Annotated in this window: 15 protein-coding genes; 9 read left to right on the forward strand and 6 right to left on the reverse strand. The window is 39.1% G+C overall.

The features are described 5' to 3' along the window. Window positions 1–26: 26 nt before the first annotated feature. Window positions 27–1,013: a tryptophan--tRNA ligase gene (gene trpS, locus ACIQXH_RS11825; protein ID WP_402867789.1), complete on the reverse strand. Its 987-nt coding sequence runs from the start codon at window positions 1,011–1,013 to the stop codon at window positions 27–29. A 453-nt stretch (window positions 1,014–1,466) separates the two neighbouring features. On the opposite strand from trpS, the gene ACIQXH_RS11830 reads away from it, so the two are divergent. Continuing rightward, entirely contained in the window at window positions 1,467–2,645 is a 1,179-nt protein-coding gene (locus ACIQXH_RS11830) for a putative glycoside hydrolase (RefSeq protein ID WP_402867790.1), read from the forward strand. A 51-nt stretch (window positions 2,646–2,696) separates the two neighbouring features. Here the strand turns inward: ACIQXH_RS11830 and ACIQXH_RS11835 are convergent, their stop codons facing one another. Next, a complete protein-coding gene (locus ACIQXH_RS11835; protein ID WP_402867791.1) occupies window positions 2,697–2,888 on the reverse strand; it encodes a hypothetical protein in 192 nt (63 codons plus the stop codon). 93 nt (window positions 2,889–2,981) lie between these two features. Between ACIQXH_RS11835 and ACIQXH_RS11840 the strand changes: the two genes are divergently transcribed. The 6 genes from ACIQXH_RS11840 (at window position 2,982) to pepF (ending at window position 10,525) form a co-directional block, all read left to right on the forward strand. Continuing rightward, a complete protein-coding gene (locus ACIQXH_RS11840; RefSeq protein ID WP_402867792.1) occupies window positions 2,982–3,548 on the forward strand; it encodes a GNAT family N-acetyltransferase in 567 nt (188 codons plus the stop codon). A 563-nt stretch (window positions 3,549–4,111) separates the two neighbouring features. Beyond that, window positions 4,112–4,507: a transcriptional regulator SpxA gene (gene spxA, locus ACIQXH_RS11845; RefSeq protein ID WP_402867793.1), complete on the forward strand. Its 396-nt coding sequence runs from the start codon at window positions 4,112–4,114 to the stop codon at window positions 4,505–4,507. Between the two features lie 427 nt (window positions 4,508–4,934). Next, entirely contained in the window at window positions 4,935–5,603 is a 669-nt protein-coding gene (gene mecA, locus ACIQXH_RS11850) for an adaptor protein MecA (protein ID WP_402867794.1), read from the forward strand. Between the two features lie 110 nt (window positions 5,604–5,713). Next, a complete protein-coding gene (gene cls / locus ACIQXH_RS11855; protein WP_402955877.1) occupies window positions 5,714–7,219 on the forward strand; it encodes a cardiolipin synthase in 1,506 nt (501 codons plus the stop codon). Between the two features lie 91 nt (window positions 7,220–7,310). Next, window positions 7,311–8,522 carry a competence protein CoiA gene (locus ACIQXH_RS11860; protein ID WP_403123614.1) on the forward strand — a complete coding sequence of 404 codons (1,212 nt, stop codon included), beginning with the start codon at window positions 7,311–7,313 and terminating at the stop codon, window positions 8,520–8,522. A gap of 185 nt (window positions 8,523–8,707) precedes the next feature. Then, window positions 8,708–10,525 carry an oligoendopeptidase F gene (pepF, locus tag ACIQXH_RS11865; RefSeq protein WP_403123617.1) on the forward strand — a complete coding sequence of 606 codons (1,818 nt, stop codon included), beginning with the start codon at window positions 8,708–8,710 and terminating at the stop codon, window positions 10,523–10,525. 1,310 nt (window positions 10,526–11,835) lie between these two features. Here pepF and ACIQXH_RS11870 read toward each other — a convergent pair. From ACIQXH_RS11870 to ACIQXH_RS11885, 4 genes are all read right to left on the reverse strand, one after another. Beyond that, window positions 11,836–12,732 carry a ClpXP adapter SpxH family protein gene (locus ACIQXH_RS11870; protein WP_402867798.1) on the reverse strand — a complete coding sequence of 299 codons (897 nt, stop codon included), beginning with the start codon at window positions 12,730–12,732 and terminating at the stop codon, window positions 11,836–11,838. Then, on the reverse strand, window positions 12,729–13,133 hold the full coding sequence (locus tag ACIQXH_RS11875; RefSeq protein ID WP_402867799.1) for a globin domain-containing protein: 405 nt from the start codon (window positions 13,131–13,133) through the stop codon (window positions 12,729–12,731). Before ACIQXH_RS11875 ends, ACIQXH_RS11870 begins: the two co-directional genes overlap by 4 nt. A gap of 209 nt (window positions 13,134–13,342) precedes the next feature. After that, window positions 13,343–14,005: a lytic transglycosylase domain-containing protein gene (locus tag ACIQXH_RS11880; RefSeq protein WP_402987452.1), complete on the reverse strand. Its 663-nt coding sequence runs from the start codon at window positions 14,003–14,005 to the stop codon at window positions 13,343–13,345. 24 nt (window positions 14,006–14,029) lie between these two features. Next, window positions 14,030–14,608, reverse strand: coding sequence for a CYTH domain-containing protein (locus tag ACIQXH_RS11885; protein ID WP_402867800.1), 579 nt, complete (start codon window positions 14,606–14,608; stop codon window positions 14,030–14,032). A gap of 315 nt (window positions 14,609–14,923) precedes the next feature. Here ACIQXH_RS11885 and yjbM point away from each other — a divergent pair, with 315 nt between their 5' ends. Beyond that, complete coding sequence (gene yjbM / locus ACIQXH_RS11890; protein WP_402867801.1) at window positions 14,924–15,544, forward strand: GTP diphosphokinase; 621 nt, start codon at window positions 14,924–14,926, stop codon at window positions 15,542–15,544. A gap of 51 nt (window positions 15,545–15,595) precedes the next feature. Further along, window positions 15,596–16,390, forward strand: a complete 795-nt coding sequence (locus ACIQXH_RS11895) for an NAD kinase (protein ID WP_402867802.1) — start codon at window positions 15,596–15,598, stop codon at window positions 16,388–16,390. Window positions 16,391–16,402: the final 12 nt, after the last annotated feature.

Here is a 16,402-nt window from a genome sequence, read left to right on the forward strand (position 1 = left end):
GATCCGTTGCGGATCGTCTTTTTCCATTATCTTTTTCTTCCAAGTCCCATGCCGTTGTACATTTTTCTAATCATCTTATTGGCTTCGATATTTGCCTTCTCTGCCCCACGATCTAAAATTTCATCAAGTTCAGGGGAATCGATCAAGCTATAGTAACGCTCTTGAATGGGTAGAATCTCTCCTAGTACCACTTGAGCTAAATCACCTTTAAAGTCGCCATATCCTTTTCCTGCATACATCTCTTCAATTTCAGCGTAAGTTTTTCCACTGAAGATGGAGTAGATGGACATTAAGTTCGATACGCCCGCTTTATTTTCTTTATCATAACGAACGATGCCTTCAGAATCAGTTACTGCACTCTTAATGTTTTTCTCGATTTGTTTAGGATCGTCAAGTAGAGCAATCGTAGCTTTTTTATTAGGGTCGGATTTACTCATTTTCTTAGTCGGTTCTTGAAGCGACATTATTCGCGCTCCTGCCTTTGGAAGGCTGATTTCTGGTATTTTAAAGATATCGTTGTACCTATTATTGAATCGCTCAGCTAAATCTCGCGTTAATTCCAAGTGTTGTCTTTGATCTTCCCCAACAGGAACAACATCTGTATTGTACAGGAGAATATCTGCAGCCATCAGTGGCGGGTAGGTAAGAAGTGCAGAAGAAACGCCTTCCTTGCCGGCTGATTTATCTTTAAATTGGGTCATTCTCTCAAGTTCGCCAATATAAGCGATGCTTTGCAAAATCCAGCCTGCCTGGGCATGCGCGGGAACCTCTGATTGAATGAAGATCGTATTCTTTTCAGGGTCAATGCCGATTGCCAAATATAAGGCAGCGAGTGTTTTAATGTTTTTTCTTAATTTAAGTCGATCCTGCGGAACTGTAATTGCATGTTGGTCAACGATACAAAAGAAACAGTCATATTCATCCTGTAAGTTAACAAATTGCTTCATTGCTCCGATATAATTTCCTAATGTAACAGAACCAGATGGCTGAATGCCAGAGAAAATCCTTTTCAACTGCTAGTCACTCCTCTAAATACGTTTAATTAACTAATTGGATATTCGCTCTTCATTATTGTAAGGATAAATAGGGAAGTAATCCACTTCCTGTACAGCAAGTGTAAGAGAGCTCATTTATGTCTTGCAAGGCAGTACTCGCCAGGGAATGTCTACCTAGAGATACGAATTTTCCACTATACCTGTATTTTAGCATTTATTCTTAAGAAATGTAATCCAAACAGCATGCCCTTATTACAACTAATATATACGATGGGGTAAAAAAAGAAGGATTCGTAACTTATTGATTTTTAACCATCAATGGGGAATCGATTTTAGGGTAGGATAATGATATAGGAGATTGTTACACACCATTTTTTTTAAAAAAGTTTATTTTATAGGAATAAAGTTTTGCTGTTGTGGTATTAAACAAAAGAGTCTGTTGTAGATTTGAAGGGCGAATGAGGTGAAGATGTGAAATCGTTAAGTAAATGTATAGTGGCAGGAATGTGTTTGTTTTTGGTTCAGCAACCGGTCCATGCTGAGGATTTGGAACAAGCAAGAACTGTGGCGCTTGAGCAGAAAGAACTACCAAAGTTGGCCCCTAGATTCGTATATGATTCTGGATTGAAGTTTGATTATCCTGATGCAGTACGAGGGCTTTATGTTACAGGACATGTAGCTGGTGGAAACAAGTTAAATGAACTCATACAATATGTGGACGAAACCGATTTGAATGCAATGGTCATCGATATTAAGGATGACAGGGGGAATGTTACCTATAAACCGGAAGACAAGGATTCCCCTTATTCGAATATTGGAAAGGATTACATAAGGAAACCGGTGGACATGTTAAAAAAGCTTGAGGATAAGAAGATTTATCCGATTGCCCGTGTCGTCGTTTTCAAGGATACCCTTCTTGCAAAGGAAAAACCACAATGGTCGTTTAAAGATGGCGATAAGGTCTGGAAGAATGGACGTGGTGAATCTTTCGTGAATCCATTCCTGAAAGAGGTATGGGATTATAACGTGGGGATTGCCATAGAAGCTGCGAAGATGGGATTCAAAGAAATTCAATTCGACTATGTCCGTTTTCCTGAAGGGTTCGAGAATAAAGAGGATGACCTAAAATATGATATGGGAGAGTATGAAAAAGGCAATAAGACCCATACTGAAAAACGGGTACAGGCCGTAACCGACTTTGTGGCCTACGCAAAAAAACAATTAGAGCCATATGGTGTGGAAGTATCAGTCGATATTTTCGGCTATGCCGCTACATTACCTGAAGCTCCTGGTATTGGGCAAAATTTCTCCAAGATCTCTGAAAATGTAGATGTCATCTCTTCGATGATTTATCCAAGTCACTGGACATCCTATTTCGGGATCGAAAAGCCGGATTTAAAACCGTATGAACTTGTTCGGGAATATGCAAAATTGGAGAACAAGAAATTGAAGGAACTAGAAACGCCGCCTACCTCTAGGCCGTGGATTCAGGACTTCACTGCTTCATACTTGGGTGAGGGGAATTATCAAAAGTATGGTAAGGAACAAGTGGAAGCCCAAATTAAAGCGTTAAATGATAACGGAATTGATGAATATCTATTATGGAATGCTGCAAACCGCTATACAAAAGGGGTAGACTACACCCCATAAACCATCAGATGACCGATATGTACACAAGCGGTCATCTGGACTCCCGAAGAATCATCGCTTATGTTTCTTCCCGCCGACTTGATTCCATCCCGACTGAATTCGTTTCGATTGATTGAAAATGTGGGAATGAGTTTTACCACCAAACCACTTTTCCCCAATGGCATTCGTCAGGACACCATTTATGGCTGTGATCCCAATTACGCAGACAGCAACTAAAATTAAGTCAACAAGGTAAGTAAGCATGGATACCCCCTCAATAATTTCAATTTATTTACAGTCTATTGTAAACGATAAGCAAAAGCGTGGAAAGATAAAATTTGAAGAGGAGATGAAATCGTGAATTGGTATGATAAACTAAATCAATATTTTCCAATTGAAGAAATGAAGTCAAAAGAACATATAGAAATTTTATTGAAGGATAAACAAGACATCTATAAAAAGGATGAAGGGCCTGACCATGTTCTACTATATGTGGAAGGTAAGGAATTTATTTTCGTCGATTATTTATTCGTCGGCAAAAATGCCCGGGGTCAAGGCCTTGGAAAGAAATTGATTCATCAATTGCAAGAAAAACAAAAGACCATTTTCCTTGAAGTCGAGCCAGTGCAGGAAAATGACGTGGACACGTCAAAACGATTAAGATTTTATCAAAGAGAAGGCTTTTTACATGCTTCTTCTATCGCCTATAATAGAAAATCGTTGGCTACTGAAGAAGATACGCCGATGGAAATCCTTTATTGGCCGGCACATGATGCTGTTAAAGAAGAAGATGTATTCAATTATATGAAAAAGATTTACTCTGAAATTCATACGCATAAAGATAAGCATCTATATGGAAAATCGTATCAATCAGTAGACGAAGTATTGAATATAGAAACAGAAGTGGAAAGTGATAGGGTTTAAAAAGATATGAAATGACACAGGAGCCGACTAAATTCGTCGGCTCTTTTATATCGTGGTGCGGAATGCATATTTATTTTCCGTCCCTGTAAATGATGATTTGTATGGAGCATGCATTTAATTTAATTGATTTAAGCAGTCAAAAGGAGGGTTTTTAAGAAGGAAGAAGGAATTAAAGGATACTTAAAGAAATTATAAATGATAATCACTAGTTTATAGCTAAAAAAAGGGGGTAAATAAAAAGTAATGAGCAAATGAAAAAAATAAAGGGAAAATGAGGGGCAATTTGCAACTTAAATGAGAATAATAGGTGCATATTTTCAATTAGAAAATAGCGTTGTAATGTATTACATAAAAAAACGAAGTGCCTATAGTACAGATGAAATAGGAAGTTATAAAGGATAGTTTCAATTTTGAAAAAGGGTATTCATTTTAAATGAATTAGTGTATAATTAATTAAAAGAAATGCTTATTTAAAATTATTTCAAATTAGAATCGTAGTTGTGAATGATAATAGATTTCCCCTCATAGATCACCGATTCTATATTTAGGGAGTGTGGGTAAACATGGTAACATTATATACATCCCCAAGTTGTACGTCATGCAGAAAAGCAAAAGCATGGTTAGAGGAACATGAGATTGGTTATACAGAAAGAAATATTTTCTCGGAACCTCTTTCAATAGAGGAAATCAAAGAAATTCTACGTATGACGGAAGATGGTACGGATGAAATCATCTCAACCAGATCAAAAACGTTTCAAAAGTTAAATGTTAACTTAGAGAGCTTGCCTCTACAAGAGTTATATAAATTGATTAAAGAAAACCCTGGTTTGCTAAGACGCCCGATTATCCTTGATGAGAAGCGTCTTCAAGTTGGGTATAACGAAGATGAGATTCGTCGTTTCTTACCACGGAAAGTACGTACGTTCCAATTGCTAGAAGCACAACGTATGGTAAATTAATGAATAAGTGTTTTCCAAGCTCTGCTGAGAATAGTGCAGAGCTTTTTGTTTATACATATATCTTTTTCTTGGGGCGACAAGGCTCTTGTGACAATGGTCAGGGCTGGATTGGATAAATAAAGCATGTAAATAACCATTAACTGTATACAATATAGAATATGAATGAAATACGGCACCGTCTTCGTGAAAGTTGCATATGAACGATTTTTTTTATAAAATGAATGGAATATTAGGCAAACAATTGTTTTTATGATATTGATGTTTTTTATTTCCCTTCTTCAAGGTTTTGTCATAAAATGAGGTAAAATAGTCTGTTTTAATGTAGCATGATTTACAGTATGAACTTTTGGGTAAAGAGCTTTTAAGAGCAATTTTCGCTTGGGGGTTATTATCCCTTCAAAATGAGAAAGGAAGGGAGAGGGGAATCATGGAAATCGAACGTATTAATGATGATACAGTAAAATTTTATATATCCTATATAGATATCGAGGAAAGAGGCTTCGACCGGGAAGAAATTTGGTATAGCCGTGAGAGAAGTGAAGAACTTTTTTGGGAAATGATGGATGAAGTGCATCAGGAAGAGGAATTCATGATTGAAGGTCCGTTATGGATTCAAGTTCAAGCATTGGAAAAAGGCTTGGAAGTCTTGGTCACAAAAGCCCAACTTGCCAAAGATGGTCAGAAACTTGAGTTGCCTCTATCGGATGATAAGTTAAAAGAGTTAAGTGTAACAGACAAAGTAGATACGCTTCTTGATCAACACTTTGAAGGTAAAGATGAAGAGAGCACCATGACATTTGAAGATGGGATGATTGAATTCATCACAATATTCGAGGATTTTGAAGATGTCATTTCTTTAAGCAAGCGTTCTGGTTTGGATACCTGGACAACGAAGCTTTATGCTTATCAAAATAAATATTATCTATATATTGAATTTTCCGAAGCTGAAATTGACGAGGAAGAAATTGATAATGTCTTAAGTCTATTGTTGGAATACAGCGAGGAATCCCCAATAACGGTACACATGCTTGATGAATACGGAAAAGTAGTCATAGAAAATGATGTACTCTCCACAGTAGATAAATATTTCGCATAATATTTTTAGGCCGATTTCTTAGAAATCGGTTTTTTTTACCCTTGATAAGTCATGCACCTCAACAGAAGCTTTTACGTGCACCTGCGTTTTGTAATTGGAGGTAGTCATAAATGAACGGGAAGGTTGGTTTAAGTTTTCTAGTACTTGTACTCATGTTAGGTAGCCCATGGTATCTCCTACTGGAAGAAGTGGGGGTTAGGGGGTATCTAAGTCTGTTGTTGGCCCTTTCGTTGGTGATCATTGGATTTAATATTTTCATCGAAAATCGTCATCCCATTCAAACGATCACATGGATCATTGCATTTGGGGCTTTTCCTGTTATCGGGTTCATCTTTTATTTGTTGTTTGGCGGGAATTTTCGAAAAGAGAGAAAGTTTCGTAGGAAGTATTTTTTGGATAAGCATGAGTTCCTTAAACGCGGCACGGAAGTAGATACCTGGGAAAAACGGGGAGTGAAGTTGCGTCATCGAAGGTTATTTTCCCTCGCTGAAAAGCTTGGAAACAGTTCCATTTCGTTTGCATCGAAAACCCGAATACTAACAAATGGAAAAGAGACGTATGCTAGTATCCTGAAGCAACTGAGGAAAGCTAAACACCATATTCATTTGGAATATTATATTGTACGGGATGATGACAGTGGTTGCACTTTGAAGGATATCTTGATCCAAAAGGCAAAAGAAGGGGTGCGGGTACGCTTTTTATATGATGCGGTGGGATGTTGGTCCCTGGCCCGCCCTTATATTGATGAAATGAGGGATTCAGGCGTAGAGATTGTTCCCTTTGGACCCATCCATCTTCCTTTCATAAATAGTACGTTCAATTTTCGGAATCATCGAAAAATGATTATTGTCGATGGGACCATTGGTTTTATCGGTGGCCTTAATATTGGCGATGAATATTTGGGGCTTAATGCGAATTACGGGTCTTGGCGTGATACTCACCTTTTGGTAGAAGGTGAAGCGGTCCGAACGCTACAGCTCATCTTTTCACAGGATTGGTACTATAGTACAAACCAAAGCTATTTGTCGGATGCCTATATTGGTACAAGTCAGCCAGTTTTGCAGGACCTTGGTGGCGTACAAATGATAGCCGGTGGTCCTGATTGTGAATGGACGGTTATTAAGAACCTTTTTTTCAGCATGATAAATTCGGCGGAAAAGTCCATCTGGATTGCATCTCCCTATTTCGTCCCTGATGAGGATATTTTTCAGGCATTGAAGGTGGCGGGCCTGAGTGGATTGGATGTGCGAATACTGGTCCCGAGGAACCCAGATAAGTGGATTGTATTCCATGCTTCAAGAACGTACTTTTCTGAGCTCTTGGAAGCAGGGGTCAGGATATTTCAATATAATGAGGGCTTCATGCATAGCAAGATTGTCATAGTGGATAACGAATTGGCTTCAATTGGCAGCGCTAATATCGATATGAGGAGCTTTCATTTGAATTTCGAAGTCAATGCCTTCCTTTACCGTACAGAGAGTACACAGACGCTAGTAGATGATTATTTGAAGGATCTAAAGGTATCACAGGAAATACAGTTGAAAGTATTTTCCAATCGCAACTTTGGTCTGAAAGTTTTGGAATCCACTTGCAGACTATTGTCACCGCTCCTATGATGATCCATTTATGCCATCACGGCATTTTTTTTATTTTAAAGGAATTTTCCAGGCCAAGGGAGAATGGATATAGTAGGAGGGGAGGAGAAATATGCTTAGTGCAATGAAAGAGGATGGGACATGGATCACCCTTCCTGAAAAACTGACGGGAAACCAGCTCCTGGCAATGAAGGCATCAACAGGATATTTCTGTCCCTGCTGTAAAACAGAAGTGATGATCAAAGCCGGAATGATAAAAATCCCTCATTTTGCCCACAAGAATAATACTTCGTGCCATGCTTCATCGGAACCTGAATCCACTTATCATTTAATGGGAAAAAGAAACCTGTATCAATGGTTGGTATCACATAAGTTTCATGCGAAGTTAGAAGCCTATATTCCCGCAATCAAGAGAAGGACGGATATATTGCTGACAATCGATGATCAGCGCTACGCGATAGAATTCCAGTGCTCCATCATTTCCGAGGCTGACTTCCATGAACGGACAAGAGCCTATCAAAGTGTGAAAATCATACCCATTTGGATCATGGACGCCAAGCAATTGAAACGAAAGAGTAAATATGAATTCAGTCTATCTGCCTTTCAGTGGCTATTTGTCAGTGGTACGTATCAGCATCCATTTCTGTGGATGTATTGTCCTGAATCTCATCAACTATCCGCATTGAAAAACATGACCCCTTTCTCAAAAAGAAGCGTTTTGGCAGAACTGACCACAGCCCCTTTAAATCTTCTATCCCCCAATCAAATTACACCTCGATATTGTGATGCCTTTCCTTTTTTGATGGCTTGGAGAAAGAAACGGAAAAGCTGGTGCCTCCACCGGGTAAGAACAGCAAAAAGGAGTGATCCTATCTTTTATGGCCTCTATACCCATCACCTTTCTCCTGCAACGATTCCCATAGAAATCGGTGTTCCAATTCAAGGCATGCACCTAATCGAGACACCGGCAATCGAATGGCAAGCTTGGCTATACATGGATGTGTTTCAAAAGAAAAAAATCGGGGAAAAAATTGAAATGAATGAAGTGCTCGGTCATTTCATTAGACGAATCAAGCTGGGGAATATTAGGCAGCGCCCTTTACCTCTTATCAAGGAGAAAGATGTGGGAAACCCTGTAAGAAAGTATATTCAGTTATTAGAAAAGCTGGGATATTTAAAAGAGTGGAAAGAAGGAATCTTTACGGTTACCACTCCGTTTACTGTGCCGATTACAAGTGATCAAAGTGAGGCTTTAGAAAGAATTTTCTATCAACAGAGCAAGATTATGATAGAAAAGGCATATATCCATTATAATGAGTTATAACCACTCTATTCCTTTTGACTGGGTTGTAGCAGGATTATGATGGTGAACGCAGAATAGTATGGAGTAAGAGAAGTATCGTTTTGCATGGGAAATGCAAATGGCTCAGGAAGTAAATAAGTCGTACATGCCCTGGTAAAGATAAGGGTAATAAGGGTAAGTTTTATTAGAATGGAGAGGAATTTATTATGACACAGGAAACTAAAGTGAACACATTACCTTCAAGAAGTGAGATTCCGGCTGAAGATACATGGAGACTTGAGGATATATATGCGACGGAGGAAGATTGGGAAGCAGCCTTCAAAGATGTAAAAGAACAGCTGTTGAAAGCGGAAGCATATAAAGGGACATTGGGTGAAAGCGCTGAAAAGCTATTTGCGGCACTTCAATTCCAAGATGTAGTATTTGAAAAGATGGGTAAAGTGTATGCGTATTCACATATGCGCAACGACCAGGATACAACGAATCCCTTTTATCAAGGAATGGAAGACAGGGCGAAGGCACTGTATGCTCAGGCTGCTGCAGCCTTCTCATATATCGTTCCAGAACTGTTAAGCATTGATGAAAACAAAGTCCAGGAATTTTTGGAGGAAAAAGAAGAACTAAAGTTATATAAACATTCTTTGGAGGAAATCAACCTACAGAGACCGCATATTTTAAATGCAGAACAGGAGTCATTACTGGCTCAGGCCTCCGAAGTACTCGATAATTCCGGCAATATCTTCAGCATGTTGAATAATGCGGATTTGAAGTTCCCCGTTATTAAAGATGAAGAGGGCAATGAAGTGGAAATCACTCATGGAAGGTATATTCGTTTCCTTGAGAGCGAAGACCGCCGTGTCCGTCAAGACGCATTTAAAGGCATATACAGCAAGTATGGAGAGTTCCGTAATACATTTGCTTCTACCTTATCAGGTGAGGTGAAGAATCATAACTTCAACGCAACAGTACGTAAATATGAATCCGCGCGCCAGGCGGCATTAAGTAATAATAATATTCCAGAAAGTGTATACGATAACCTCGTTCAAACGGTCAATGACAATTTGCCATTGTTACATCGTTATCTCGACTTACGCAAAAAGGTTCTCGAGTTAGACGAGCTTCATATGTATGATTTATTCGCTCCGCTCGTAAAAGAAGTGAAGATGGAAGTGACGTATGATGAGGCGAAGGAATATGTACTTAAAGGACTTGCCCCACTTGGAGAAGACTATATAAATGTCTTAAAGGAAGGGTTTGAGAATCGCTGGGTGGATGTACAAGAGAATGTAGGGAAAAGAAGCGGGGCCTATTCCTCTGGAACATATGGAACCAATCCGTATATTTTAATGAATTGGCAGAATAACGTGAATAACCTATTCACCCTTGTTCATGAATTTGGTCATTCGGTCCATAGCTACTATACCCGTAAACACCAACCGTATCCTTATGGGAATTATTCGATTTTTGTAGCGGAGGTTGCTTCTACTTGTAACGAAAACCTGTTGAACGATTACTTGCTGAATACGATAGATGATGAAAAGAAACGTATCTATTTATTGAATCATTACTTAGAAGGCTTCCGTGGTACACTGTTCCGTCAAACGATGTTTGCCGAGTTCGAACATACCATCCATAAAAAGGCACAGAATGGGGAAGCGTTAACCGCTGATATGTTGACGAAGGAATATTATGAACTTAACAAGAAATATTTTGGAGAGAATGTAGTGATTGATGAGGAAATCGGTCTTGAATGGGCACGTATTCCACACTTCTACTATAATTACTATGTTTATCAATATGCGACAGGAATTAGTGCAGCTACTGCTCTAAGTAAACAGATTCTCACAGAAGGAGAACCAGCTGTCAAACGATATTTGGAATTCTTGAAATCAGGAAGTTCAGATTATCCGATTGAGGTATTAAAAAAGGCGGGCGTCGACATGACGAAGGCTGAACCTGTACAAGAAGCGTTGAACGTATTCGAAGAAAAGTTAAATGAATTGGAACAGCTTTTAACAAAATAAATGGTAAAAGAGCCAACCGCCTACAGAAAAAGTCGGTTGGCTCTTTTATGTATGTTGCTATAGACCTTTAAATCGATTTCTCTGATTGAAGCTATGAAGAATAATGAAAAAAACAAAAAACAAGATGGGGGAAGTGACATACAAAGGAATGAGCTGCATGATTCCAAGTAGTTGGATGAATAAGGAGCTGATCAGGAGGATAAGTAAAATCGTACTTCTCAAAACTAGCACCTCCGCTAAATGGAATGGAAAGATGTCGGTACACTTTCTTTAAATAATATGTTTTGAAGAAAGAGGTTATTCGGAGAATATGACAATAATGTGAAATGAAGCACAATCTACTTGCACTGTTTAGATTAAATCTGATATAGTACAGATATAGAAGTTATCACATCCAACTTATACCCCTTTGTTGATTCGTGAAATTTCTCCCATCCCCTTATTCGTATAAATAGATAAAAGCCCGGCAAATTTCGCGATTTGCCGGGCTTTTATCTATTTATCAAACTCTAGAAAAGTGAGTAAGGAAAAATAAAAGAAAATGAACTTGGCTATAGAATGAAACGAGATTCATTCTCGAAAAATTTGAATTATTCACTTGTGAACAATTTGTGAAATAAGACACAAAGTAGTTGAAAGTGGGTCGCTCACCTGGTATATTACTGACATGAAGTAATTCACATCTAAACTTATACCCCTTTGTTTGATCGTGAAGATTTCTCCCATCCCCTATTGTTCGTATTAATAGATAAGAAAACCCGGTAAATTCCCCAATTTACCGGGTTTTCTTGTTGTTGGATGTCTTCATTCGGTAATTTGCGAAAATGGTGGATGAAAGACCAACGGAAAAAAAGTGAACAAAATGTGAAATTATGCACAAAGTGATTGAAATATGGTCTAGCTATCTGCTATATTACTAACATGAAGTAATCACACCAAACTTATACCCCTTTGTTTGATCGTGAAATTTCTCCATCCCCTTTGTTCGTATAAATATACAGAAAACCGGTGAATTCCCCAATTCACCGGTTTTCTTGTATTTAAATGGAGGAAGAAGCTATTTCTTCCGAATTCATAAAAGAAAAAGTGAACATATTGTGAACTTATACACAAATCAGTTGATGAAATGATGGGAAATCTGTTATAGTACTAAATGAAGTGAATCACATCTAAACTTATACCCCTTTGTTTGATCGTGTAAATTTCCCATCCCCTTTTGTTCAAATATATGAATAAAAAGACAAAGCCCGGCAAATTCCCCAATTTGCCGGGCTTTTTGTGTAGATGAGAGGGGGCGTTCGATAAGACCGTCATTTCGTCGGCTTTTCGGTGTACCTCCAAAATGTTCCGTACTTAGCAGGTATTTTTTCTGCCACTTGTTTTAAAACGAGCTTTTTCATTTCCAGCTCCACGGTACTTTTACTCATATTATAGACCGTTTCAATTTCTTTGGTGGCAACTAGTTTAAAACAACGTATAAACTCCTCAAGAGAAGGTGGCTCAGCTGGGTCTGGGAGACCATTTAAGATGTCCCTCAATATCTGAACGTATACCTCATAGGAATATACCCCAGAAACCTTAATTCCTTCTTCCTCAATATTTTGATTGAAGAATACGAGTGAAGGAATTTCAGTGACCTCCATTTCACTTGTGATTTTCAAGTCACATTGAAAGCCTTTGGATGCACTGGAGGAGTTTATGTCATGAAGAAATTCTTCTACATCCAACCCTACGCTTTGAGCACATTCGGTCAGTACCTTGATATTGGAAATATCCTTTTTTCCAATGAAAACGTATTCTTGAAGCTGCCTTAAGAAACGAATGGCTAGTTTTCTACCCTGTAATTCGGCCGCTTTAATGGCTATGGATGCAGCGTAGGGAGAGGAAATGGGATTTTCGGTCCATAAGCTTCCATCACAAGACATTCCAGAACGGCTGGCTGTCTTTTCCCAAACTTGGGCGATGTTTTCAAAGTTTTTATGATTGCCGATATTTAGTGAATTAATCTTTCCACTTAAAACATGACGTAGGCTGAATAACTGGCCATATTCCACCTGCAATTTTCTTATGATTGGTTCAAGGCCCCAGCATTCAGGGCAAAGTGGATCAACAAAAACATAGATTTCTAATGGTTTCTTTCCTACATCATAACAATGTTGTGTTTTTATCCAATCGGAAATATTGAAAACTGGTTTTTGTGTGCTCAACTGTCTTCTCCTTTCCCGTCTATACCGGATGTATTGATCATATGCTGTGCTGTCAAATAGAGGCGATGGTAGAAAAATTCGCGAATTTCACCTTCAAGACCAATTTCGTCCATAGCGTGATACATGCAGGAAAGCCATGCTTTTGCACGATCTGGTGTAATTTCAAAAGGTATATGTCGAGCCCGCAACATAGGGTGACCGTGTTCCGAGGTGTATAAGGAAGGCCCCCCTAAATATTGCGTCATGAATTGTTTTTGTTTACGGACTGTCTCTGATAAATCGTCAGGAAAAATCGGTTTCAGTTCCGGATGTTGACTAACGTTGGAGTAAAATGCATCAATTAACTTGTGTAATTGTCCCTCTCCAATTAATTCATATGGTGTAGGGTTCTCTTTCGTCATGTTGATTACTCCTTTAAAAGAAAGATGTTTGATATTTAATCATATTTTAACAATCGCTTACTCATATAACAAATATCTAGCTTCAATAATACTTCCCCATAATGTTTTTTCACAAATGGAGGAGGGGAATTTTGCAGTTGTTCAAGCTGTTTTCGAAAAGATATCAACGATAAAAATAGCCGACCCAGAAGAAGGGTCGGCTAATGATTTCAGCTCATAAAGTTATTGAACACTTTCTGAACATAATTTTGAGTTTCGGAAAAAGGCGGTATGCCGTTGTATTTATCGACGTTACCCGGTCCGGCATTATAGGCTGCAAGGGCCATTTGGACATCCCCGTTATAACGGGAGAGCATCTGGCTTAAGTATTTACTCCCACCCATGATATTTTGCTTGGGATCGGTTATGTCTTCTACTCCCAGACTTCTTGCGGTCGCAGGCATCAACTGCATGAGCCCTGCTGCCCCAGCGTAGCTTGTCGCTGATGGGTTAAAATTGGATTCCTGTTTAATCACTGACTTAATCAATTTTTCCGGAAGGTTATATAGAGTCGCGGCCTCGCTGATCATATCATCAAAGTTCGTGACCGTCTCGCTTGTCTTTTTTTCTGGGAGAGCGGTTGTCAACGGGTTGTTGAGTGAATGTATCGTGTTGGATTGAAGGATGGACTTTGCCTCAGTTTCTACGTTAGACAGAAGGGACCCCAATGATTGCGATGTGTTTTCCAAAGTATCGCTTGACATGAGTCCCGTCAGCATTTCCTGAAACATTGATCGCGACGAGGATGTATTCGTGATAGTGCCTGTCGAGAATTGTTGTATGGCTTGCAAATCCATCAATGTCCTAAAGTCCTGAACTTTCAAATGTACCACCTCCATATCTATTTTTGGTCGGATTTAATCACTGAATTTCGCCCGATAGAATCTCTTTACTTTATTTTCGGTTTTCCGTACCGGAATTTGAAGTGATTCTAGAAGTTTAAAAAACTTTTTTTGCCCATCGGCCCGATCCGTCACTTCATATTCGAGCTCGTAATCCTCATGTCCCAAATATGAGCTATGATCTAAAACAAGCAAACCTCCCTGGAATGGGAATTCTGAACGGTCCGTTTGTAAAGTGCCAAAACATGTGAAATCCTCTGGAATTAGATTGTTTTCTATAATCAGGTCATGGACAGGGCCTTCAGGGAAAATTCCTTCTTTTAAGAAGGAATTTGCGATATCCTTCGTGATCGCTTGATTGGTTTCCAATAGACCCTCGCTTGCGGGTTGCTTCAAGGTTAACTCATACTGGCCATTTTTCTCCCGTATACGGAGGGCTGAGTTCTGACCTTTCAATTGAAATTTTGCTGTATCAAAATAGTGATTTTGCTGAGTTTTGAAGGTTGATGAATGTACTTGAAAATGGTCCAAAAGCTGTTTGAATTCTTTTTCATTCAAAAGATTCTTAAATTCAATTTCGATATGTTGATCCATGGTTTATCCCTCTCCAAGCTGTTATTTTAGTTTAATCATATAAGAACCATTCGAGCTGTCAAATCGAATGAATATTTTTTCATTATCATACTTGAATATTTAGGAATCAATTGCCGAATATGATAAAATATAAACATTGAGCATATAAATTAGTTCAGTATACAGCAACATCAAAATTATACATATTTTTCACTATACATATCCTTGGGGAGAAGCAGTGGTAAGAACTGCTGGAGGAACTCATACAGATGATTCGAATCGTTCTGCCCATACCAGATTTGAACAGGCGTTTCGAAAGAAGTGGGTGGTGTGGCAATGGAAAGTTGGGACGATTTCTTAGCGCCTTATATACAGGCCGTTGAGGAATTAAAAGTTAAATTAAAAGGCTTAAGAAAACAATTTGAGAGAGAGAATATTCATTCTCCCATAGAGTTCGTAACGGGTAGGGTGAAGCCGATTGACAGCATCTTGAACAAGGCTAGTCAGAAGGGTATTCCCATCGATAAGTTTGGGGCTGAGATACAAGATATCGCCGGACTTCGGATGATGTGTCAGTTCGTCGATGATATTGAACAGGTCGTAGGACTCCTGAGGAGCCGGAATGATTTTGAGATTGTAGAGGAAAGAAATTATATTTCCCATAAAAAAGCAAGTGGCTACCGTTCCTATCATGTTGTCATTCGCTATCCTGTCCAGACCATTCATGGTGAGAAAAACATATTGGCCGAGATTCAAATCAGAACCTTGGCTATGAACTTTTGGGCAACCATTGAACACTCTTTAAATTATAAATATCAAGGGGCTTTCCCCGAAGATATCCAATTACGATTGAAACGTGCTGCAGAGGCTGCGTTCCTGCTTGATGCGGAAATGTCACAAATCCGTACTGAAATACAGGAGGCACAGCGTCTTTTTTCAAGGAAAAAGGATTCCTGAAAGTGGTAAAGATAAAGACGGAAGAATTCAAACAGAGTTAGGTGGTATTGTATGAAATTTGCGATTACTTCAAAGGGAGATGCAAAATCTAATACGTTAATGCAAAGGATGAGGACGTATCTCCAAGACTTTCAATTGGAATATGATGAAGATCAGCCGGATATCGTCATTTCGGTCGGCGGTGACGGTACGCTGTTATATGCTTTTCATCGATATAAGAATCGGCTCGATAAGACGGCCTTTGTCGGTGTGCATACGGGGCACCTCGGATTTTATGCGGATTGGACTCCCGATGAAATAGAGAAACTAGTGATTGCTTTAGCAAAGACTCCTTTTCAAGTCGTCGAATATCCTCTGTTGGAAACGATTGTGCGCTATCAGCATGGTGGACGGGAAGCAAGATTCTTATCATTAAATGAATCAACGGTCAAAAGCGTCGAAGGGACATTGGTCATGGATGTAGAGATACGTGGTCAGCACTTCGAAACATTCCGTGGGGATGGACTATGCATTGCCACTCCTTCTGGAAGCACCGCTTATAATAAAGCGCTGGGAGGGGCCATCGTCCACCCTTCGATAGATGCAATTCAAATAACGGAATTGGCGTCGATTAATAACCGGGTGTTCAGGACGGTTGGATCTCCACTTTTACTGCCTGCGCATCATACGTGCATGTTCAGGCCAGTCAATGCTGTCAATTTTCAAATCACGATTGATCATCTGACTCTACTACAAGAAGATGTGAAATCCATTCAATGTCGGGTGGCGGATGAAAAGATCCGTTTTGCAAGATTCCGGCCGTTTCCTTTCTGGAAAAGGGTCCATGATTCATTCATTGCCAATTAAGGAGATTATATT

Source organism: Peribacillus sp. NPDC097225 (genome assembly GCF_044761955.1).
Taxonomy (GTDB): domain Bacteria; phylum Bacillota; class Bacilli; order Bacillales; family DSM-1321; genus Peribacillus.